20 protein-coding genes are annotated in these 21,886 nt (G+C 46.7%); 19 read left to right on the top strand and 1 reads right to left on the bottom strand.

The features are described 5' to 3' along the window. Positions 1-10 precede the first annotated feature (10 nt). The 16 genes from WMO28_RS01625 (at position 11) to feoB (ending at position 18,433) form a co-directional block, all read left to right on the top strand. A complete protein-coding gene (locus WMO28_RS01625) occupies positions 11-811 on the top strand; it encodes a SpoIIIAH-like family protein (protein ID WP_349055851.1) in 801 nt (266 codons plus the stop codon). A gap of 86 nt (positions 812-897) precedes the next feature. Then, the gene (locus WMO28_RS01620; protein ID WP_178641426.1) at positions 898-2,487 is read left to right on the top strand and encodes a peptide chain release factor 3; all 1,590 of its coding nucleotides are present in this window, start codon (positions 898-900) and stop codon (positions 2,485-2,487) included. Between the two features lie 79 nt (positions 2,488-2,566). Next, positions 2,567-2,953: an Asp23/Gls24 family envelope stress response protein gene (locus WMO28_RS01615; protein WP_349055849.1), complete on the top strand. Its 387-nt coding sequence runs from the start codon at positions 2,567-2,569 to the stop codon at positions 2,951-2,953. Between the two features lie 32 nt (positions 2,954-2,985). Next, positions 2,986-3,390 (top strand): transcription antitermination factor NusB, encoded by a 405-nt coding sequence (nusB, locus tag WMO28_RS01610; protein ID WP_178643630.1) that lies wholly within the window; start codon positions 2,986-2,988, stop codon positions 3,388-3,390. Further along, a complete protein-coding gene (gene xseA / locus WMO28_RS01605) occupies positions 3,387-4,592 on the top strand; it encodes an exodeoxyribonuclease VII large subunit (protein WP_349055847.1) in 1,206 nt (401 codons plus the stop codon). Before nusB ends, xseA begins: the two co-directional genes overlap by 4 nt. Then, positions 4,592-4,816 carry an exodeoxyribonuclease VII small subunit gene (gene xseB, locus WMO28_RS01600; RefSeq protein WP_178642976.1) on the top strand — a complete coding sequence of 75 codons (225 nt, stop codon included), beginning with the start codon at positions 4,592-4,594 and terminating at the stop codon, positions 4,814-4,816. The genes xseA and xseB overlap by 1 nt, the downstream gene beginning before the upstream one ends. Continuing rightward, on the top strand, positions 4,806-5,693 hold the full coding sequence (locus WMO28_RS01595) for a farnesyl diphosphate synthase (protein WP_178642973.1): 888 nt from the start codon (positions 4,806-4,808) through the stop codon (positions 5,691-5,693). Before xseB ends, WMO28_RS01595 begins: the two co-directional genes overlap by 11 nt. A gap of 22 nt (positions 5,694-5,715) precedes the next feature. Then, positions 5,716-7,599 (top strand): 1-deoxy-D-xylulose-5-phosphate synthase, encoded by a 1,884-nt coding sequence (gene dxs, locus WMO28_RS01590; protein WP_349055846.1) that lies wholly within the window; start codon positions 5,716-5,718, stop codon positions 7,597-7,599. Positions 7,600-7,681: 82 nt separating this feature from the next. Beyond that, positions 7,682-8,491, top strand: coding sequence for a TlyA family rRNA (cytidine-2'-O)-methyltransferase (locus WMO28_RS01585; protein ID WP_178642969.1), 810 nt, complete (start codon positions 7,682-7,684; stop codon positions 8,489-8,491). Between the two features lie 24 nt (positions 8,492-8,515). Further along, positions 8,516-9,376, top strand: coding sequence for an NAD(+)/NADH kinase (locus WMO28_RS01580; RefSeq protein ID WP_349055845.1), 861 nt, complete (start codon positions 8,516-8,518; stop codon positions 9,374-9,376). 16 nt (positions 9,377-9,392) lie between these two features. After that, a complete protein-coding gene (gene argR, locus WMO28_RS01575) occupies positions 9,393-9,854 on the top strand; it encodes an arginine repressor (protein WP_178642965.1) in 462 nt (153 codons plus the stop codon). Positions 9,855-9,888: 34 nt separating this feature from the next. Next, positions 9,889-11,574 (top strand): DNA repair protein RecN, encoded by a 1,686-nt coding sequence (gene recN / locus WMO28_RS01570; protein ID WP_349055844.1) that lies wholly within the window; start codon positions 9,889-9,891, stop codon positions 11,572-11,574. 104 nt (positions 11,575-11,678) lie between these two features. Further along, complete coding sequence (gene spoIVB / locus WMO28_RS01565) at positions 11,679-12,887, top strand: SpoIVB peptidase (protein ID WP_349055843.1); 1,209 nt, start codon at positions 11,679-11,681, stop codon at positions 12,885-12,887. 271 nt (positions 12,888-13,158) lie between these two features. Continuing rightward, entirely contained in the window at positions 13,159-13,965 is an 807-nt protein-coding gene (gene spo0A, locus WMO28_RS01560) for a sporulation transcription factor Spo0A (protein WP_178642960.1), read from the top strand. Between the two features lie 58 nt (positions 13,966-14,023). After that, positions 14,024-15,469, top strand: a complete 1,446-nt coding sequence (glgA, locus tag WMO28_RS01555) for a glycogen synthase GlgA (protein WP_349055841.1) — start codon at positions 14,024-14,026, stop codon at positions 15,467-15,469. Between the two features lie 585 nt (positions 15,470-16,054). Next, entirely contained in the window at positions 16,055-18,433 is a 2,379-nt protein-coding gene (feoB, locus tag WMO28_RS01550; RefSeq protein WP_178645192.1) for a ferrous iron transport protein B, read from the top strand. An 18-nt stretch (positions 18,434-18,451) separates the two neighbouring features. On the opposite strand, the gene WMO28_RS01545 is transcribed toward feoB, so the two are convergent. Then, entirely contained in the window at positions 18,452-19,330 is an 879-nt protein-coding gene (locus WMO28_RS01545; protein ID WP_349055839.1) for a LysR family transcriptional regulator, read from the bottom strand. Positions 19,331-19,464: 134 nt separating this feature from the next. Here WMO28_RS01545 and WMO28_RS01540 point away from each other — a divergent pair, with 134 nt between their 5' ends. The 3 genes from WMO28_RS01540 to lpdD are packed head-to-tail and all read left to right on the top strand — an operon-like array spanning position 19,465 to position 21,868. Further along, positions 19,465-20,931: a UbiD family decarboxylase gene (locus WMO28_RS01540; RefSeq protein WP_349055838.1), complete on the top strand. Its 1,467-nt coding sequence runs from the start codon at positions 19,465-19,467 to the stop codon at positions 20,929-20,931. Continuing rightward, a complete protein-coding gene (locus WMO28_RS01535) occupies positions 20,928-21,497 on the top strand; it encodes a UbiX family flavin prenyltransferase (RefSeq protein ID WP_349055836.1) in 570 nt (189 codons plus the stop codon). Before WMO28_RS01540 ends, WMO28_RS01535 begins: the two co-directional genes overlap by 4 nt. Further along, entirely contained in the window at positions 21,482-21,868 is a 387-nt protein-coding gene (gene lpdD, locus WMO28_RS01530) for a prenylated flavin chaperone LpdD (RefSeq protein WP_349055835.1), read from the top strand. The genes WMO28_RS01535 and lpdD overlap by 16 nt, the downstream gene beginning before the upstream one ends. Positions 21,869-21,886: the final 18 nt, after the last annotated feature.

Raw genomic sequence — 21,886 nt, 5'->3', positions numbered from 1 at the left:
GAGAGTAGAAGTGAAGAAGATCATGAAGAAAAACCAGGTAATCATCACCTCACTGGCCATTCTGATCGCAGTGGCCGGATATCTGAATTTCGCAGACGTAGATCTGGGTTTTAAGGATAAGGAGGCAAGCACAGACAGCAGCAGTATCCTGGATGATGTGGAGTATGATCTGACAGATGAAACAGCCCTTCTGGATGAGAACGGGGCAGATGGCACCTCCCAGACGGAGATCATGGATACCGCATCACCGGGAGAAGCCGTACTTACGGGAGCATCGGATTTTGCGGCACAGGCGAAGGTGAGCAGGGAACAGGTACGCTCACAGAACAAAGCGGACCTGCAATCTATCATCAGCAACAAAGATATCAGCGATGAGGAAAAGCAGAACGCCATCAATACCATGGTATCCATGACAGATCTTACGGAAAAAGAAGCGGCAGCAGAGCTTCTTCTGGAGGCAAAAGGGTTTGAAAATGTAATCGTGAATCTTACAGGAGAAACAGCAGATGTAGTGGTTCCGGATACAGAACTTGAGGATGCAAAGCGGGCACAGATCGAGGATATCGTAAAGCGGAAAACAGGTGTGGCAGCAGAGAGCATTGTGATCACGCCTTTAAGTCAGAGTAAAACCACGGCAGAAGAGTCTGCAGACACATCCGATGGAACAGAAGCAGATGCCGGTTCGGAAGAACAGACAGAACAGGATACTGGAACAGCGGATGAGAGCGATTCCACAGCTGGAGAGGATACGGAAACCTCCGCAGCTGCAGAGGATGCGTCCACAATTGATACAGAGGGAATTTACGATTGAATTGCCTTGACAGCAAAGCCTTGTCTATACTAGAATAGGAAAGGTTGTATAAAAATCAGATATAAGAGAATATACAGGAGGCTCACGTGTCGAAGTATACGAAAGAAATAGAAAAAAGAAGAACATTTGCCATTATCTCCCATCCGGATGCCGGTAAAACAACATTAACTGAAAAATTCCTGCTGTATGGAGGGGCCATCAACCTGGCCGGAAGCGTAAAAGGTAAGGCTACGGCCCGCCATGCAGTGTCTGACTGGATGGAGATCGAGAAGGAGAGAGGTATTTCCGTTACTTCTTCAGTCCTTCAGTTCCATTATGACGGATATTGTATCAACATTCTGGATACACCGGGACACCAGGATTTCTCCGAGGATACCTACCGTACCCTGATGGCAGCAGATTCTGCGGTCATGGTCATTGACGGGTCCAAGGGTGTTGAGGCGCAGACCCGAAAACTTTTCAAAGTCTGTGTTATGAGACATATCCCGATCTTTACCTTTATCAATAAGATGGACAGGGATGCCAATGATACCTTCGATCTTCTGGACGAGATCGAGAAAGAGCTTGGCATTGCTACCTGCCCGATCAACTGGCCGATCGGTTCCGGTAAGAAATTCCGTGGAGTTTTTGACCGCAATACAAAGAAGATCCTTACTTTCTCTGATACACAGAAGGGTACCAAGGAAGGTGTGATCGAGGAGATCGATATTGATGATCCGCATGCAGACGAAGTGATGGATCCGGAGCAGAAAGAGCAGCTGATGGAAGAAATCGAGCTTCTGGATGGTGCGAGCGCAGAGTTTTCCCAGGAAGAAGTCAGTAAAGGTCAGCTGACACCGGTATTTTTCGGTTCAGCTCTTACCAACTTTGGTGTGGAGACTTTCCTTGAGCATTTCCTTAAGATGACAACATCTCCGCTTCCGAGAACTGCTGACTGTGGTCCGGTAGATCCTATGAGCGATGATTTTTCTGCCTTTGTATTTAAGATCCAGGCGAATATGAACAAAGCCCACAGAGACCGTATCGCGTTTATGAGAATCTGTTCCGGCAAGTTTGACGCCACAAAAGAGGTATATCATGTACAGGGCGACAAGAAGATGAGACTTCTCCAGCCACAGCAGATGATGGCAGAATCCCGTCATGTTGTAAACGAGGCTTATGCAGGAGATATCATCGGTGTGTTTGACCCAGGTATTTTTTCCATCGGAGATACCATCTGTGCACCAGGAAAGAAATTTGCGTTTGAAGGAATTCCGACCTTTGCACCGGAGCATTTTGCACGTGTGCGCCAGATCGATACCATGAAGCGTAAGCAGTTTGTAAAAGGTATCAACCAGATCGCACAGGAAGGTGCTATTCAGATTTTCCAGGAATTCAACACCGGTATGGAGGAGATCATCGTAGGTGTTGTAGGTGTGCTGCAGTTTGATGTTCTGAAGTACCGTCTGGAGAATGAATATAATGTGGAGATCCGTCTGGAGCCGCTTCCGTATGAGCATATCCGCTGGATTGCAAACAAGGAAGCAGTGAAGGTAGATAAGATCGTGGGAACCTCTGATATGAAGAAGGTTACAGACCTTAAAGGAAATCCGCTGCTGCTCTTTATCAACGCATGGAGCGTTGGCATGGTAGAAGACAGGAACCCGGATCTTGTACTGACAGAATTCAGTAAATAAGCCCTTTTATTCTGATACATTTTTTGGTATAATAGTATAAAATTACGAACAAAATATTATATCTGTAGGAGGGTTTTCCATGGCAGAAAAAAGAACAACATATAAGATACAGGATCTGGGCGGAATCGGTGAGGTTCACATTGCAGATGAAGTCGTTGCCATTATCGCAGGACTTGCTGCAACTGATGTTGACGGCGTTGCTTCCATGGCAGGAAACATTACCAACGAGCTGGTAAGCAAGCTTGGCAAGAAGAACCTGTCCAAGGGTGTTACGGTAACGATTCTGGAAGGTGTGGTAACTGTAGATCTGTCACTGAACATCGAGTTTGGCAGAAACATTCTTGAGACAAGCAAGAAGGTTCAGGAGAAGGTAAAAGCCGCTATTGAGAATATGACAGGACTTGAGGTTGCAGATGTAAACATTCACATTGCCAGCGTGGATATGGAGAACGAAAAAGGAAAGTAACCCTTTCCTTTTTTCCGTCTTAGGAGGAAATTATGAGAAGAAGAGAACAGAGAGAACACATATTTAAGCTTCTGTTCATGACAGAGTTTAATTCAGAGGAAGAGATGACAGAACAGCTTTCTCTTTACTTTGAGAGTCTGGGCGAGCTTTCTGAGCAGGACCAGGAATATATGAAGAAAAAATATGCACATGTAAAAGAGCATCTGGAGGATATTGATGCACTTTTAAATGGCGCAAGTAACGGCTGGAAGACCAAACGAATGAGCCGTGTGGATCTTACCGCGCTTCGTCTTGCTGTATATGAGATGAAGTACGATGAAGATGTGCCTACAGGAGTTGCTATCAATGAGGCTGTAGAGCTTGCCAAGAATTTTGGCGGTGATGCTTCCGGCTCCTTTGTAAACGGAGTCCTCGGAAAAATCGCATCGGAAGAATGAAAAACGTCTATTCTGTCGGCCAGGTAAATCACTACGTCAAAAATATGTTTACCCAGGATTACTTTCTCCGGAAGGTTTATGTGAAGGGGGAAGTGTCTAACTGTAAATATCATACAAGCGGCCATGTTTACTTTTCACTGAAAGATGAGACAGGAACCTTAAGCTGCGTGATGTTTGCCGGTCAGCGCCGGGGTCTGGCTTTCCGCATGAAAGACGGAGATAAGGTAGTCGTAGGCGGAACGGTAGACGTTTATGAAAGAGATGGACGATATCAGCTTTATGCAAAGGAGATCACTCTGGAAGGTGCAGGAGCACTTTATGAGAGGTATCTGGCACTGAAGCAGGAACTTGAGGATATGGGTATGTTTGCCCGGGAGTACAAGCAGCCGATTCCGCATTTTATTCATACTCTGGGAGTTGTGACAGCACCTACCGGTGCGGCAATACAGGATATTCGCAATATTGCAGGAAGAAGGAATCCGTATCTGCAGATCATTCTCTATCCGGCACTTGTCCAGGGAGACGGTGCGGCTGAGAGCATTGTAAAAGGCATCCGCATGCTGGATGAAGCAGGCGTGGATGTGATCATTGTAGGTCGTGGCGGTGGTTCCATTGAAGACCTCTGGGCTTTCAATGAGGAGATTGTGGCCAGGGCTATTTTTGAGTGCAGGACACCGGTGATCTCGGCTGTAGGTCATGAAACCGATTTTACCATTGCGGATTTTGTGGCTGATCTGCGGGCACCTACGCCGTCTGCAGCGACAGAGCTTGCGGTGGATGATTTCCGCAGTGTTATGGAAAGCTTCCGCATATACAGGGAACGTCTGCAGCGAGGTATGGACAGTAAGGTGGAGCTTTTTGCCGAGAGGCTGCGGGCTTTTGAACTGAAATTTAAGTATTTAAATCCGGAGTCCATGCTTCGGGAGAAACGTATCTATGCGGCAGATATGGAAGAGAGACTTAACGCGGCTATAGAGCGTAAGCTTACAGAGAAGCGCCATGAGCTGGCTGTATGGATCCAACGGTTTGAGGGACTTTCCCCTTTGCGTAAACTGAATGGCGGGTATTCTTTTGTGTCTGGCGCAGACGGACATGCTATAACCAGCATTACCCAGGTAAAAAAAGGTGACCGGCTTTCCATTGCAGTGACAGACGGAGTGATAGAAGCAGTTGCGGACAGCAGCAGAAGGGAAGAACGATAATGGCAGAGACAGAAGAAAAAAAAGAAGCGAGATCCATAGAGGAGACTTTTGGCGAGCTTGATCTGCTGGCACAGAAGCTGGAAGACAGGGATACGCCTCTTGAGGAATCTTTCCGTCTCTACAGACAGGGTATGGAGCTTCTTAAGGATCTGAGCGGAAGGCTTGACACAGTAGAAAAAAAGATGCTTCAGATGAATGAGGATGGGACATTTCGTGAATTTTAAAGAAGAACTCAAAAAAAGAACGGAAGATGCAGAAAGCGTGATCCGCAAATATCTTCCGGAGGAGAAAGGCTTTGCCAGAACAATGGCAGAGGCTATGAATTACAGCATGACAGCCGGCGGAAAAAGACTCCGCCCGATCCTGATCCGGGAGACTTACCGCCTTTTTGGAGGTGAGGGAGAGCTTTGCGAGCCTTTTATGGCGGCCATGGAGATGATACATACACATTCTCTTATTCATGACGATCTTCCGGCACTGGATAACGATGATTACCGCCGTGGCAGACTGACGACTCATAAGGTGTACGGTGAAGCCATGGGTGTTTTAAGTGGAGTGGCACTTCTGAACCGTGCGTATGAAGTCATGCTCACAGCTTTTGATTTGACAGAGGATAAGGAACGTGTGATAAAAGCCATGCAGATCATGGCAGGTAAGACCGGCATTAACGGAATGCTGGGTGGCCAGAGTGTGGATGTTGAGAACGATGGCAAGCCTCTGAGGCGGGAAATGCTGGATTATATATATAAGAATAAGACCTCCGCGCTGATTGAGGCTTCCATGATGACAGGTGCTGTTCTGGCAGGTGCATCGGAAGCGGAGATCAGGACTGTGGAGCAGGCTGCCGGAGAGATCGGACTGGCTTTCCAGATCCAGGATGATATTCTGGATGTGACAAGCACCCAGGAGGAACTTGGAAAACCGATCCACAGTGATGAGAAGAACAATAAGGTCACGTATGTGAGCCTTATGGGGAGCGCGGCGGCAGCCGGAAAGGTAAAAGAACTTTCTGATCATGCGGTAGAGCTTCTTGCGGGGCTTTCACGGAAGAATGAGTTTCTGGAGCTTCTTGTGGAAAGCCTTGTAAGCCGCAGGAAATAGAAAGAACAAAGGAAGGATACGAATGATTCTGGAAAAAATTAAAAAGCCAAATGATATTCATAAAGTTTCGTTGGAGGATTTTCCACGCCTTGCCGAGGAAATCAGGAGCTTTTTGATCCAGACAGTAAGTGAGACAGGCGGACATCTGGCATCCAATCTGGGTGTGGTAGAGCTGACACTTGCCTTGCACAATGTGCTTGATTTTCCACAGGATAAGCTGATCTGGGATGTGGGACATCAGGCTTATACACATAAGATCCTTACAGGAAGAAAGGATGGCTTTAAGGAACTGCGAAAAGAAGGTGGCTTAAGCGGCTTCCCGAAGAGAAATGAGAGCGACTGTGATTCTTTTGATACAGGACACAGTTCCAATTCCATTTCCGCAGGACTTGGCTATGTCCGTGCAAGAGATCTCCTGGGAGAAAAATACAACGTAGTTTCCGTGATCGGAGATGGTGCACTTACTGGTGGAATGGCGTATGAAGCGTTGAATAATGCGGCAGAGCTGAAGACGAATTTTATCATTATTATCAATGATAACAATATGTCCATTTCCAAGAATGTAGGCGGAATGTCCACATATTTAAGTGTTCTGCGTACTGCAGAGGTTTACACAGGTATGAAACTGGGGGTTACAAAGACCCTGAAAAAGATTCCTCATGTGGGAACAGCTGTGGTAGATACTGTGCGGAAAACGAAGAGCAGTATCAAGCAGCTGATCATACCGGGAATGCTCTTTGAGAACATGGGACTGACTTATCTGGGTCCTGTGGATGGTCACAATATGCGTCAGATGATGAAGCTTTTTAATGAGGCCAAGCGTGTGGAAGGACCTGTAGTGGTACATGTGCTTACCGAAAAGGGAAGAGGCTACGGACCGGCATCCATGCATCCGGAGCGTTTCCACGGAACGGGCCCATTTGATATTCAGAGCGGTAAGACTCTTGCCGAAAAAACAGTTCCCTGTTATACAGACTGTTTTTCCAGAGCACTGTGCTCCGTAGCGGAAAAGAATCCAAAGGTAGTTGCGATCACGGCAGCCATGCCGGACGGAACCGGGCTCAGCCGTTTCCAGAAGAAATTTCCGGAGAGATTTTTTGACGTAGGAATTGCGGAGGAGCATGCAGTAACCTTTGCGGCAGGTCTGGCACTTGGTGGAATGATCCCGGTATTTGCCGTTTATTCTTCTTTCCTGCAGAGAGGCTTTGATCAGATCGTTCATGATGTATGTATGCAGAATCTGCATGTGATCTTTGCCATTGACCGTGCAGGGTTTGTGGGAGCAGACGGAGAAACCCATCATGGATGCTTTGATCTTTCGTATTTGTCCATGATCCCTAATATGACAGTTATGGCACCGAAGAACGGAAAAGAACTGGCGGATATGCTGAAGTACGCAGTGGAGCTTGACGGCCCCTGTGCGATCCGCTATCCGAAGGGTGCTGTCTGCACGGAGATGGAAGACTATAATGAGCCGTTAGAGAAGGGCAGAAGTGAGGTCATCACCCGGGGAAGCGATATTGCTGTTCTTGGCGTGGGCAGTATGGTTTCTGTCTGTCAGAAAGTCTGTGAGGAACTGAAAGATCAGGGCTTGGCAGAGGCGACTCTTGTTAATGCACGTTTTGTAAAACCGCTGGATACCAGCCTTCTTGATGAGCTTTCCAGAAATCACAGCCTTCTGGTAACTGTGGAGGAGAATGTAAAAAGCGGTGGATTCGGAGAACATGTATCAGCCTACATGGAGGCCTGTCATCCGGAAGTAAGAGTACTGCCACTGGCAATCGGAGACCGCTTTATTGAGCACGGAACCGTGGGAAGCCAGCGGGCAAAAACCGGTCTGAATGTGCAGGGAATCCTGGAGGCTGTTGAACAGTGCCGGACAGATCTTGAGGATAAAAGAAAATAAAAAATGTGGCCTTTGCAGGAAGTAAAAACCTGAGCGGCGTTTTACAGCCCGGCGATCAAGAGCCGGGCTGTTGGAGGATAGCATGAAAAAAAGACTTGACATCATGATGGTGGAGCAGGGACTTGCACCGTCACGTGAAAAAGCGAAAGCATATATCATGTCCGGAGAAGTATATGTCAACGGACAGAAAGAAGACAAGGCGGGATCCATGTTTCCGGAGACTGCGAAGCTGGAAGTAAGAGGAAAGACACTGCCTTATGTAAGCAGAGGCGGTCTGAAGCTTGAAAAAGCGATGAAAAATTTCGGCGTGACACTGAAGGATAAGGTATGCATGGATGTAGGTGCGTCCACCGGTGGATTTACAGACTGCATGCTTCAGAACGGGGCAGTGAAGGTGTATTCCATTGATGTGGGATATGGCCAGCTGGACTGGAAGCTTCGGAACGATCCGAGAGTCGTATGCATGGAAAAGACCAATATCCGGTATGTGGTACCGGAGGATCTGGAAGGCCCGGCAGCTTTTTCTTCCATCGACGTTTCCTTTATTTCTCTGACAAAGGTTCTTCTTCCGGTGAGAAATCTTCTCACAGAAGATGGCGAGATCGTCTGCCTTATCAAACCGCAGTTTGAGGCTGGCAGAGAGAAGGTGGGCAAGAAGGGTGTTGTACGTGATCCGGCAGTTCACCAGGAGGTCATTGAGAAGGTCAGAGACTATGCCATGAGCATTGCCATGGAGCCCTGCCATCTTTCTTTCTCCCCGATCAAGGGACCAGAGGGAAATATAGAATACCTTCTTCATCTTAAGAAACATCCGGAAGGAACAGAAGTACCTATGAGTCTTGAGGTATCTGTAGAGGACGTTGTAAAGGAAGCTCACGGCCAGCTGGACTGATGTTTGGAAAGGACTGAAGCAAAAATGGACAGATTTTATATAATTCCAAACAGTGCAAAGGATCCGTCTCTGGCATTTTCCAACAGGATCATTGGGTATCTGGAACAAAGAGGAGCTAGATGTCATGTACAGCAGATCACGGAGAAGATGGAGGGTCCATACCATTATACAGACCCGGACGGAATTCCCGAAGATACTCAGTGTATCATTGTTCTGGGTGGTGACGGAACACTTCTTCAGGCTGCCCGTGATGTGGTGCACAAAGATATTCCTCTTATCGGAATCAACCTGGGAACCCTGGGATTTCTGGCAGAGGTTGACAAGAATTCCATATATCCGGCACTGGAACGTCTGCTTACGGATGATTATGAGTTGGAAGAGCGGATGATGCTGGAGGGCAGAATCTATCGTGGTGAAGAACTTATCGGAAAGGATATTGCATTAAATGATATTGTCATCGGACGAGAGGGACACCTTCGTGTGATCCGGTTCAAAAATTATGTCAATGATGCGTATATGAATTCCTATAATGCGGATGGAATCATCATTTCCACGCCTACTGGTTCCACAGGCTACAGCCTGTCAGCAGGAGGACCTGTGGTATCTCCAAGTGCCAGTATGATGATCATGACGCCCATCGCGCCTCATACCATGAATACAAGAAGCATTATTCTTTCAGAGGAAGAGGAAGTCACTGTGGAGATCGGAGAGGGAAGACATAATACCATTGAGAATGCAGTGGCTTCTTTTGACGGAGATACCCAGATATCCATGGTTACAGGTGACCGGATCGTGATCCGCAAGGCCACAGCCAGAACGAAGATCCTTAAGCTGAATCATCTGAGCTTTGTGGAGGTTCTGAGACAGAAAATGAGCAACAGCTGATGCAGGAGGTTCAATTGTGAAAGTAGCGAGACATGAAAAAATAATCGAACTGATCCGACAGTATGAGATCGATACACAGGAGGAGCTTGCGGCCAGGCTTAATGAAGCCGGGTTCAGGGTAACACAGGCAACGGTTTCCAGGGATATCCGTGCCCTGAAAATGACCAAGGTTGCAGGCAGCAACGGAAAATCCCGGTATGCGATCCTGGAAGAGCATACACCGGATCTTTTAAGTGACAAATATGCCAGAGTTCTGAAGGATGCGGTGGTGTCCATGAATATCGGACAGAACATCGTAGTGGTAAAAACCATTCCCGGAATGGCGATGGCGGCAGCAGCGGCGCTGGATGCTATGAAGTGGCCGGAGATCCTGGGCTGCATTGCAGGCGACGATACCATTATGTGTGTGGTAAAGACCTCCGAGCAGGCACCGGGCGTAGTCCAGAAGCTTAGTGGGATTTTGTCCGGAAGAAAATAAAAACGACAGAATATTTTGAACAGAAAGGAAACGAATGTTAGTACATCTGCATGTAAAAAATCTTGCACTGATAGAGGAAACAGAGGTGGAATTCGGACCGGGCTTAAATATTCTTACCGGTGAGACCGGTGCCGGAAAATCCATCCTGTTAGGATCCATACAGCTCATCCTGGGCGGAAAAACTTCCCGAAGCATGATCCGTGAGAATGCTTCTTACGCTCTGGTGGAGCTGTTATTTCAGGTCGAAAACACAAAAGCCAGGGAGTCCCTTGCTGCACTCGATATCTATCCGGAGGACGGACAGGTGTTGATGTCACGCAAGATCATGGACGGCAGAAGTATCAACAAGATCAACGGAGAGACAAGTACGGTCAGCCAGATGAAGGCGGCAGCAGCCTGTCTTCTGGACATCCACGGGCAGCATGAGCATCAGTCACTCCTGTATGGAGACAAACAGCTTGCGATTCTGGATGTATACGGAAAAGAGCGCATTCTTCCGGCAAGAGAAAAAGTGAAGAATGCTTATAAAGAATACAGGGGATGCCTGAATGAGCTGAATGCTCTGGATATGGATGAGGAACAGCGCAACCGCGAAAAAGCATTTCTCGAGTTTGAGATCAATGAGATCGAAGAAGCAGCTCTCATTTTGGGCGAGGATGAAACGCTGGAGGAGCGTTACCGTAAGCTCAGCAATGCCAGAAAGATCATGGAATCCGTACAGAATGTACACGAAATGACAGGCTATGACAGGGGTGCGGCTGATATGACAGGAAATGCTCTGAAAGAATTTTCCAGGGTTTCCGATTATGATAAAGAGCTGGCACCTCTTATGGAGACGCTTACAGAGATCGATTCGCTTCTTGGCGATTTTAGTAGAGAACTTTCCTCTTACATTGACAGCCTTACCTTCGATGAGGAAATTTTTTTTGAGACAGAGAAGAGACTGGATCACATCAATGGCCTGAAGGCGAAATATGGTCAGACAATAGAGGAGATTTTGTCTTATCAGAAGGAACAGCAGAAAAAACTGGAAAAACTTCAAAAATTTGAAGAAAATTTCCAGCTTCTGAAAGAAAAACTTGCCAATTCAGAAAAAATCCTTGAAAAAGCTTCGTATGAACTGTCCGAGATCAGGAAAGAATACAGTAAACAGCTGGATGAAAAGATCATCGAAGGATTAAAAGAGCTGAATTTTGCGGACGTGGATTTTGCTATCCGTTTTGACCGCCGGAAAAATTATACAGATAATGGGTATGATACGGTGGAATATGAGATATCCACGAATCCAGGCGAGAGCAGGAAACCGCTGGGGCAGATCGTATCCGGAGGTGAGCTTTCCAGAATCATGCTCGCGATCAAGGCGATCCTTGCAGATAAGGATCAGATCGATACTCTGATCTTTGATGAGATCGATACCGGAATCAGCGGACGTACCGCACAGAAGGTGTCCGAAAAAATGGCAGTCATCGGACAGCACAGGCAGGTCTTATGTATCACACATCTGCCACAGATCGCAGCGATGGCAGATACGCATTTCGAGATTGAAAAACATGTGGAAGGAACGGAAACCATCACACAGATCCACCCGCTTTCCGGGGAGGCTGTTGTGAGGGAGCTTGCAAGACTTTTGGGAGGAGCCGAGATCACACCGGCTGTTCTTGAAAACGCGAGAGAAATGAAAGAATTGGCACAACAGCAAAAAAATACAAGACTGAAATAATTCATACGTTACATACTAAGAGAGGACGACCGGCCGTGAAGGTCAAGTCTTCTCTTTTTTTATGCAAAGTGGATGATCATTAATTACAAAGGATGTGACGTAAGATGAGCAGAAAAGGAAAATACCGGTGTCTGATCCTTATGTTTTTGATTCTGGATCTGGCACTGATGGGATGGATGGGATATCGTCTTCTGGACCGTAAGATTCCGGATCAAATACTGGTGGATCATGAGGATAGCCAGGAAGTGACGAAACTTTTAAAACAGCCGTTTGTTACGTTTGATGATGCGATCACGGTTTCCGGAAAAGACAGCTATACCCTGCATTGTCGTGTTCTGGGTGTGATTCCTTTTAAGGATGTAAAGGTAAAAAACACTTCGGCAAAAGAGGTGTATGTAAGTGGAGAAGCTGTGGGAATCTATATGCAGACAAAGGGTGTTCTGATCATTGACACCGGCGAGATCCTTTCGGAAAACGGTGAAAAAGAAACGCCGGCCAGAGATATTGTGAAGCCCGGAGATTATATCGTAGCCTTCAATCAGGATAAGATAAAGTGCAAACAGGATCTTCTGGATGAGCTGGCAGAGCTTGATGAAAAAGAAGTTACGCTAAAGGTGCGTCGGGGCAAAGAAACCATTCCGCTTTCTGTGACTCCGGTAAAAGATAAAGACGGGGAATACAAGCTGGGAATCTGGGTGAGAGATGACACACAGGGAATCGGAACGCTGACTTTTGTGGATGAAAACGGAAGATACGGAGCTCTTGGACATGGAATCAGTGATGTGGACACCGGAGAGCTTTTAAGCATTGCAGACGGAAAACTTTATAATGCCCGGATTCTTGGTGTACGAAAAGGCGAAAAAGGAAATCCCGGAGAGATTTCCGGGCTGATTCGCTATGACTCAGAAAATATTCTTGGCAACATATCCGAAAACAGTAAAAATGGAATTTTCGGAACATTTCGGGCAGACCAGCTGGAAGCCATGAATCTGGAAAAAATCTCTATCGGCTACAAGCAGGATCTGAAAACAGGTCCGGCGTCTATTTTGTGTTCAACAGATGGAGAGGTAAAAGAATATGCGGCAGAGATCACAAGAATTGACATGAATCATGAGGATACCAACAAAAGCTTTGTAATCCAGGTGACAGATAAAGAGCTTCTGGAAAAAACAGGCGGGATCGTGCAGGGAATGTCGGGAAGTCCTGTGATCCAGAACGGAAAACTTTTTGGTGCTGTGACGCATGTTTTTGTTCAGGATGCGACGGGCGGGTATGGGATATTTATCGAGAATATGATGAAATACGCAGAATGAAGATAATCTCAAAAAGACTCAAAAGATGGTAGAAAATGAGTTTATAGGTGAATTTCGTCATAAAAACCGAATAAATTGTCGAAAAATATCGCACGAAAGTGGGAGAAAATACACACTTTCATCTTGATTTCGCCATAGGATTTACACTATAATAAATTTGTCACCGGCGGAGGGGGAAAGAAAAACGCAGGCAGCGAATGGTGTCGGCTGCTGACAAGGTGACATTGGGGGTACGTCTGGAAACCCAAGAGCAGAAGTTAGGAGGGTCCTCATGGACAAATTAAATGTTGCAATTGCAGACGATAACGCGAAAATGGCAGATATGCTGGGTCAGATGATCGAACAGGATAAAGACCTTGAACTGGTCGGAAAAGCACATAACGGAGAAGAAATATGTAACATTATAAAAGACAAGGAGCCGGATGTGGTAATTCTCGACATCATCATGCCGAAGATGGACGGACTCTCCGTTATGGAGAAGTTTTCCCACGATGCAGACGTCAAAAAAGTGCCGGTATTTATCGTAGTATCCGCAGTTGGACAGGAGAGAATCACAGAGGATGCGTTCAGTCTTGGAGCAGACTACTATGTGTTGAAACCTTTTGACAATACCACACTTATAAACCGTATCAAACATATCCGTAAGACCGGGGACAGAAGAGTGAGGGAGATCGCAAGACCGAATATGACAGAGAAGAGACAGCCAGGGCCGGAAACAAATCTGGAAACAGACGTAACGAACATCATTCATGAGATCGGTGTTCCGGCGCATATTAAAGGTTATCAGTACCTGCGGGATGCGATCATTCTGTCCGTCAATGATATGGAAATGCTGAATTCTATCACCAAAGTTCTGTATCCGACGATCGCGAAACGCCATCAGACAACACCAAGCAGGGTGGAACGTGCGATCCGTCATGCTATCGAAGTTGCATGGAGTCGCGGAAAAATGGATACCATCGATGCACTGTTCGGATATACAGTAAGCACCGGCAAGGGTAAACCCACAAATTCAGAATTTATAGCACTGATCGCAGATAAAATCAGACTGGAATATAAAAATCAGTCTTTTAATTAAGCGAATTTTGGAGTATAATTATAAATAAAAACGGGTGTACCCAGGGAGGGGAATACAGATGAAAAAAATTCTGTTTGCTACATCAGAGGCTGTGCCTTTTATCAAAACAGGAGGACTTGCTGATGTTGCCGGCTCACTGCCTAAGTGCTTTGACAAAAAATATTTTGATATCCGCGTGATCTTACCGAAATATGCCTGTATGAAACAGGAATGGAAAGATAAAATGGAGTATGTGACTCATTTCTATATGGATCTTGGATTTAAGAACTGTTATGTCGGAATCATGCAGATGGAATATGACGGAATCCAGTTTTACTTTATTGACAATGAATATTATTTCAGCGGTCCGAAACCGTATGACAGTGCACCGTGGGATCTTGAGAAATTCGCTTTCTTTTCCAAGGCTGTATTATCGGTGCTTCCGGTGATCGGATTCAGACCGGATATCATTCACTGCCATGACTGGCAGACAGGTCTTGTGCCGGTATATCTTCATGATTCATTCCAGCAGAATGAATTCTTCCGTGGAATCAAGACGATCATGACAATACATAACCTGAAATTCCAGGGTGTATGGGACGTTAAGACTGTTAAGGATATCACAGGACTTTCTGATTATTATTTTGCACCGGATAAGCTGGAAGCATATAAGGATGCCAACTTCCTGAAAGGTGGTATGGTATTTGCAGATGCGATCACCACAGTAAGTAATACCTACGCTGAGGAGATCAAGACCCCGTTCTATGGTGAGAAGCTTGACGGACTTCTTAATGCCAGGGCTAATAGTCTTCGTGGTATTGTAAATGGCATTGATTATAATGAATTCAACCCAGAGACAGATCCGAATATCACCAGAAATTACAATGCAAGAAACTTCCGTAAGGAGAAGATCAAGAATAAGATCCAGCTGCAGAAGGATCTGGGACTTGAGCAGGATCCGAAGGCTATGATGATCGGTATCGTATCACGACTGACAGATCAGAAGGGATTTGACCTGATCGCATATGTTATGGATGAGCTCTGCCAGGATGCTGTACAGATCGTTGCTCTCGGTACAGGTGAGGAGCGTTACGAGAATATGTTCCGCCACTTTGACTGGAAATATCACGGCAAGGTTTCCGCACAGATCTATTATGATGAGGCAATGTCTCACAGAATCTATGCTGCATCTGATGCGTTCCTGATGCCGTCACTGTTTGAGCCATGTGGCTTAAGCCAGCTGATGAGCCTTCGTTACGGAACACTTCCGATCGTCAGAGAGACAGGTGGTTTGAAGGATACGGTTATTCCGTATAATGAATTCGAGGGAACCGGAACAGGATTTTCCTTTGTGAATTATAATGCACATGAGATGCTTGCAACGGTTCGTTATGCAGAGAGTGTATATTATGATAAGAAGCGTGAGTGGAATAAGATGGTTGACCGTGCTATGGCAGCGGACTTCTCATGGAGTAATTCTGCTAGGCAGTATGAAGAGATGTATAATTGGTTGATTGGGGAGTGATGATGCGAGGGGGAAAGCATTGCGAGGGGGAAAGCACTCACAGTTGCGAAGCCCGTTTTTCCCCCTCGCGCTCCCCTTTTCCGGGCACGCTAGAAGCAATTTGTTGACGCAGACGATGATTTTTTTGTCGTCTGTGTCTTTTTTTGTGTGGGGACGGGAAGGCGGCATGCTTTGCATGCCTGTTCCCTGGATTTTGTGTGAATTTTGTATGCTTGTTCCCTGGATTTTGTGTGAATTTTGTATGCTTGTTGTCTGGATTTGAAGTGGATTTTGCATGCCTGTTCTCTGAGTTTGGTTCGAATTTTGCATGCCTGTTCCCTGGAATTTATGAGATATTTGTGTGTCTGTGTGGTGGAAGTGGATTGAGTTTGATTGGCTGAAAAATAATATTCGATTGATTTGTGTTTTAATGAGAAAGAATATCATTGTTAAATTAGAATAACATATAAAATAGTGTTTTATTTAATAAACTTATCGGAAATATTCGGTTATTGTCAAATAACTTGAAGTGTGATACATTTATAGCAGTGGTGATACGTATATGGGTATTGACCATGTAGATTGTACTTATGATGAGGTGAAGATATGACACTGGATGAATTAAAGACGGGTAAGTGTGGCAGAATTATCAGTGTCCATGGGGAGGGTGAGCTTAGGCATCATCTTCTGGATATGGGACTTACGCCTGGGACGGAGGTGGCTCTTCGGAAGAGGGCTCCTATGGGGGATCCGGTTCAGCTGGAGCTTAGGGGGTATGAACTGACGTTGAGGCTTGCGGAGGCTGCGAAGATTGAGATCGTGGAGACGGAGAATGTCCGTGAGGAGCCCCGGGGGAGTGAACGGCATCAGCCGATCGCGCATCCGGGCGTGGGTGAGCTTGGAAAGGCTGGAGATTACAGACGGAACAAGATCGGTGATACGATTCCCCGTGGGGAACCGGTCAGCTTTGCTCTGGCGGGTAATCAGAACTGTGGTAAGACGACGCTTTTCAATCAGCTTACAGGTTCTAATCAGCATGTAGGCAATTTCCCGGGTGTGACTGTGGATAAGAAGCAGGGAACGATCCGGCGGCATCCGGAGGCTGTGGTGACGGATCTTCCCGGGATTTATTCGCTTTCTCCGTATTCCAATGAGGAGATTGTAACGAGAGATTTTCTTTTGAATGAGAAGCCTTCGGGAATTATCAATATTGTAGATGCTTCCAATATTGAGAGGAATCTTTATCTGACCATGCAGCTGATGGAGCTTGGAATTCCCATGGTTCTGGCTTTGAACATGATGGATGAGGTGCGGGCCAACGGCGGTTCTGTGCGTATCAATGAGCTGGAGGAAATTCTTGGAATTCCGGTGGTTCCGATCTCAGCTGTGAAGAATGAGGGAATTGATGAACTGATCGATCACGCGATGCACGTGGCGCGGCACAGAGAGGCACCGGGAAGAATTGATTTCTGTACAGATAACCAGTCACCGCAGGATCCTGTGGGATCGGTTCACAGGTGTATTCATGCAACGGTTCATCTGATCGAGCCCTATGCGAAGAAAGCCGATCTGCCTGTGCGTTTTGCAGCCACTAAGATCGTGGAAAAGGATCGTCTGATCGAGGAACGGCTGGCACTGCCTGAGGGCGAAAAAAAGGTTCTCAATGAGCTGGTATCCGTTATGGAGAAGGAGGGCGGACTTGACAGAGAAGCTGCTCTTGCGAATATGCGTTTTAATTTTATCGAGAAGCTTTGTGACAAAACCGTAGTAAAACCTGCCGAGAGCCGGGAGCATAAACGTAGTGTGGCGATTGACCGTATACTTACCGGTAAATATACAGCGATCCCTTGCTTTATAGGAATCATGGCATTTGTATTTGTGATGACCTTCAATTATCTGGGAGCATGGCTTTCGGACTGGATGACGATGGGTGTAGACTGGGTGATCGCTCTTATCGGTAAGGGACTTACAGCGGCTGGTGTCAGCCCGGTACTGCATTCCCTTGTTGTTGACGGAATCTTAAGCGGTATCGGAAGCGTGATCGGATTTCTTCCGACGATCGTTACCCTGTTTTTCTTTCTGTCGATCCTGGAAGACACCGGATATATGGCTCGTGTGGCCTTTGTGATGGATAAGCTTCTTCGTAAGATCGGACTTTCCGGACGAAGCTTTGTGCCGATGCTGGTCGGCTTTGGATGCTCGGTACCGGCAATCATGGCAACACGGACACTGTCAAGTGAGCGTGACAGGAAGATGACGATCCTTCTGACACCGTTTATGAGCTGCAGTGCGAAGCTTCCAATCTATGGACTCCTTACCAGCGCCTTTTTCCCGAAGCAGTGGAGAGGTGTTGTAATGATCAGCCTGTATTTTGCAGGAATCATCTGTGGAATCCTGTATGCGCTGGTTCTGAAAAAAACGAAGTTCAAAGGGGAACCGGTACCTTTTGTTATGGAGCTTCCAAACTATCGTCTGCCTTCTGCCAAGAGTGTCGGACAGCTGATCTGGGAAAAAGCGAAAGGCTTTATCCAGAAGGCATTTACTATTATTTTTGCGGCAACACTGATCGTATGGTTCCTGGAGAATTTCGGTGCAGGACTGCGCCTGGTATCCAGCACAGATCAGAGTCTTCTGGCTATGATCGGCAGTGTTGTAGCACCGATTTTTGCACCTTTGGGATTTGGTGACTGGAGAGTTTCCACAGCGCTGATCACAGGCTTTATGGCAAAAGAGAGCGTTGTGTCCACGCTGACTGTTCTCCTTGGCGGAAAAACAGCGCTTCTGACTACGTTGTTCACGCCATTTACCGCATACGTATTCCTGATCTTTACACTTCTGTATACCCCATGTGTTGCAGCAATCGCAACCGTGCGAAGAGAGATGGGAACTGTGCGTGCTGCCGTGGGCATTGCATTTTTGCAGTGTGCAACAGCCTGGGTGGTAGCATTTCTTGTACATACAGTGGGAATGCTGCTGGGATTTTGATCGGATCGGGGCGCAGCACTATTGCTGCGCTCCAGACATAAAATCAAGAAAAGTTTTTGCAGAGACCGAAACAGGTCTCTTTTTTTTGTATGCAATTCCAATCGACAATTTTTCCAGCCCTTTAACCGGGACAGCAGTAAGCAATGGCTGACGGAACAGACGAAAGCTGCTTTCTGTAAGGAGGCTGATTCCTTCTCCGGCTTCCACAGCACTGACAATAGATTCTGCACGTGCAGTCCGGACGATCTGTGGATGAAGGTTCTCCTTGTGAAAGCTCTGCATACAAAGCCTGTATATGGAAGTATGAGGGGGCATCAGAATAAAGGTCTCTCCAGAAAGCTCTTTCAGGGAAACGGATTCTTTTTCTGCAAGGGAATGTGAGGTGGGAAATACAGCAGAAATCCGGTCCTCTGTGAGAAGGCAGAAATGGCAGAGTTTCAGATCCAGCATATTTTTTCTTGCAAGGATCAGGTCAAACTGTTCATCTTCAAGTCCGGACAGAAGCTCCTGATCCTCTACCTCTTTCAGAGAAAAAGGAATTTCGGGATGCTCTGCACAGAAGCGGTGGATCTGTGAAGTAAGATGATACTGGGAAAGAAACGGAAGTGTACCAATCCGAAGCCCATGTTCTTTACTGTCCTTAAAATGGGACAGTGACTCCAGGGAACGATGGTACTGTCCGGATATTTTTAAAGCCTCCTTATAAAAAAACTCTCCGGCGGGAGTAAGGACTGCACGGCGTCGGCTCCGATCCCATAAAGTGGTCTCAAGTTCCTTCTCCAGTTTCATGATCTGTTTGGAAAGGGCAGACTGGGAAGTATGCATAGCTTCCGCAGCATCAAAAAAAGTTGTAGACTGAGCTGCACAGATAAAAAGATCAATCTGTTCAAAGGTCATGAAAAATACCTGCCTTTCAAGTATGAATAACACAATTCATTCCAATATGGAAACAATTATACCATAGAAAGAATTGATTCGCTATGCTCAAAGGAGATAAAATAAATATAAGAAAATCAGAGGAGGTTTTTTTAATGGCAGAGAAAGTAAAAGACTTAAGAAGCGCACTGGCACTTTTGCGTGAGATGCCAGATCAGTTTATTGATACAGATGTGGAAGTAGATCCGATGGCGGAGCTTGCAGGTGTTTACCGTTATGTAGGCGCAGGCGGAACAGTAAAGCGTCCGACAAAAGAAGGACCGGCCATGATCTTTAATAATGTGAAAGGACATCCGGGAGCAAAAGTAGCCATCGGACTTCTGGCGAGCAGAAAAAGAGTGGCAGCTTTGCTGGACACTGAGCCGGAAAATCTGGGAAAGATGCTTTGCAAAAGTGTGGAAAATCCTATTCCACCTGTAGATTTCAAAGGAGCAGCACCGTGCCAGCAGATCGTGCACAAAGCAACAGATCCGGATTTTGATCTCTATAATCTTGTTCCGGCACCGACCAATACGCCGGATGATGCAGGCCCGTATATCACACTTGGCATGTGCTATGCAACCCATCCGGATACCGGTGTGCATGATGTAACTATTCACCGTCTCTGCATTCAGGGAAAAGACGAGCTCTCGATTTTTTTTACTCCGGGAGCAAGACATATCGGAGCCATGGCAGAGCGTGCGGAACAGCTTGAGCAAAAGCTTCCGATCTCTATCAGCATAGGTGTGGATCCGGCTATTGAGATCGGTTCCTGTTTTGAGCCACCGACAACACCACTTGGATATGATGAGCTGTCTGTAGCAGGTGCGCTGCGTGGAGAGCCGGTAGAGCTTTGCGAATGTGTGACAGTAAAAGAAAAAGCCATTGCCAATGCGGAATATGTTATTGAAGGTGAAGTGATTCCGGGAGTCCGTGTAAAAGAAGACCAGAACAGCAACACCGGATATGCGATGCCGGAATTTCCGGGATACACAGGACCTGCAAGTGACCAGTGCTGGCTGATCAAAGTAACAGCAGTGACACACCGTGAAAATCCGATCATGCAGACCTGCATCGGACCAAGTGAAGAGCATGTATCCATGGCAGGAATCCCTACAGAAGCCAGCATTTACGGCATGGTGGAAAAAGCAATGCCCGGAAGACTCCAGAATGTTTACTGCAGCAGTGCAGGCGGCGGAAAATATATGGCAGTCCTGCAGTTTAAGAAGCTTTCACCAAGTGATGAAGGAAGACAGCGCCAAGCAGCACTTCTGGCATTTTCTGCGTTCAGTGAGCTGAAAAATGTGTTCCTGGTTGATGAAGATGTGGACTGTTTTGACATGAACGATGTACTCTGGGCTATGAATACGAGATTCCAGGGTGATGTGGATGTAGTTACGATCCCAGGGGTAAGATGCCATCCTCTTGATCCTTCCAATGATCCGGCATTTTCTACGAGCATCCGGGATCACGGAATTGCATGCAAAACAATTTTTGACTGCACCGTACCTTATGATCTGAAAGACCGTTTTCACAGAGCACGTTTTATGGAGCTGGATCCGGAAAGATGGCTGAAAAAATGAAAAAAAGAATCGTAGTGGGGGCGACAGGTGCAAGTGGTCTGCCCCTCCTCATAAAATGTCTGGAGATCATCCGGGAGAATCCGGAGTATGAATCCGGTCTTATCATGAGTCCCAGTGCAGAGCTGACACTTAAGCAGGAAACCACCTGGACACCGGAAGAGGTGAAGAAACTGGCTGATCATGTATTCAATCCGGAAGAGATCGGGGCAAAACCGGCCAGCGGCTCTTTTAAGGCAGAAGGTATGCTCATAGTTCCCTGCAGCATGAAGACTATTGCCGGAATCCACAGCGGATATGCGGACAATCTGATCTTACGCGCGGCAGATGTGACGATCAAGGAACAGAGAACCCTGGTGCTGGCCGCCAGGGAAACGCCTTTAAGCGGGATACATCTTCGGAACCTTTACGAACTGTCCATGCTTCCGGGGGTACGGATCATTCCACCGATGATGACCTTTTATCATAAACCGGAGACGATCGACGACATGACATATCACATTGCGGCGAAGCTTCTGGAGCCATTTGGCATAGAGGCAAAGGAGTACCGAAGATGGAATGGACTGTAACAGAACAGACGGAAGCAGCCGGTTGCCGGTTTGAGGTCAGCGCCGGATTTGCTGGGGAAGATGTACTCATCTGCCTGCAGGGCGGTGACCGGCCGCACCTGGGCTGTGTGGTTCAGACAGAACCCAGGAAATCCCTCACAGGAGACGGTTCAGTAAGTGCGACATCCTCTGTCCTGAATTTTCCGGGACATAAAGATGAGGCGATATGCAGGTGGCTGTCAGAAAAGATTGCCGCTAGTCTGGATCGGAGAGTTATCTGCACGGGTGGTTTTCACAAAGATGGGATCACGAAGAAAGAAATTATCGAGGTTCAGGAAGCTGTACAACGTATAGCAGAAATTTTATGCAAAAAAATGCATAAAAAATCATAACAGCAGTTGTTGAGATCT

It is taken from the genome of Blautia aquisgranensis (assembly GCF_040096615.1).
GTDB classification, from domain to species: Bacteria; Bacillota; Clostridia; order Lachnospirales; family Lachnospiraceae; genus Blautia_A; species Blautia_A aquisgranensis.
This window is presented reverse-complemented; position numbering and strand designations above follow the sequence as displayed.

Bases quoted from the DNA above. Each gene is read 5' to 3' on its own strand.
- WMO28_RS01615 (WP_349055849.1), top strand. From the start codon at position 2,567: ATGGCAGAAAAAAGAACAACATATAAGATACAGGATCTGGGCGGAATC.
- nusB (WP_178643630.1), top strand. From the start codon at position 2,986: ATGAGAAGAAGAGAACAGAGAGAACACATATTTAAGCTTCTGTTCATG.
- xseA (WP_349055847.1), top strand. From the start codon at position 3,387: ATGAAAAACGTCTATTCTGTCGGCCAGGTAAATCACTACGTCAAAAAT.
- xseB (WP_178642976.1), top strand. From the start codon at position 4,592: ATGGCAGAGACAGAAGAAAAAAAAGAAGCGAGATCCATAGAGGAGACT.
- dxs (WP_349055846.1), top strand. From the start codon at position 5,716: ATGATTCTGGAAAAAATTAAAAAGCCAAATGATATTCATAAAGTTTCG.
- WMO28_RS01585 (WP_178642969.1), top strand. From the start codon at position 7,682: ATGAAAAAAAGACTTGACATCATGATGGTGGAGCAGGGACTTGCACCG.
- WMO28_RS01580 (WP_349055845.1), top strand. From the start codon at position 8,516: ATGGACAGATTTTATATAATTCCAAACAGTGCAAAGGATCCGTCTCTG.
- recN (WP_349055844.1), top strand. From the start codon at position 9,889: ATGTTAGTACATCTGCATGTAAAAAATCTTGCACTGATAGAGGAAACA.
- spoIVB (WP_349055843.1), top strand. From the start codon at position 11,679: ATGAGCAGAAAAGGAAAATACCGGTGTCTGATCCTTATGTTTTTGATT.
- spo0A (WP_178642960.1), top strand. From the start codon at position 13,159: ATGGACAAATTAAATGTTGCAATTGCAGACGATAACGCGAAAATGGCA.
- glgA (WP_349055841.1), top strand. From the start codon at position 14,024: ATGAAAAAAATTCTGTTTGCTACATCAGAGGCTGTGCCTTTTATCAAA.
- feoB (WP_178645192.1), top strand. From the start codon at position 16,055: ATGACACTGGATGAATTAAAGACGGGTAAGTGTGGCAGAATTATCAGT.
- WMO28_RS01545 (WP_349055839.1), bottom strand. From the start codon at position 19,330: ATGACCTTTGAACAGATTGATCTTTTTATCTGTGCAGCTCAGTCTACA.
- WMO28_RS01540 (WP_349055838.1), top strand. From the start codon at position 19,465: ATGGCAGAGAAAGTAAAAGACTTAAGAAGCGCACTGGCACTTTTGCGT.
- WMO28_RS01535 (WP_349055836.1), top strand. From the start codon at position 20,928: ATGAAAAAAAGAATCGTAGTGGGGGCGACAGGTGCAAGTGGTCTGCCC.
- lpdD (WP_349055835.1), top strand. From the start codon at position 21,482: ATGGAATGGACTGTAACAGAACAGACGGAAGCAGCCGGTTGCCGGTTT.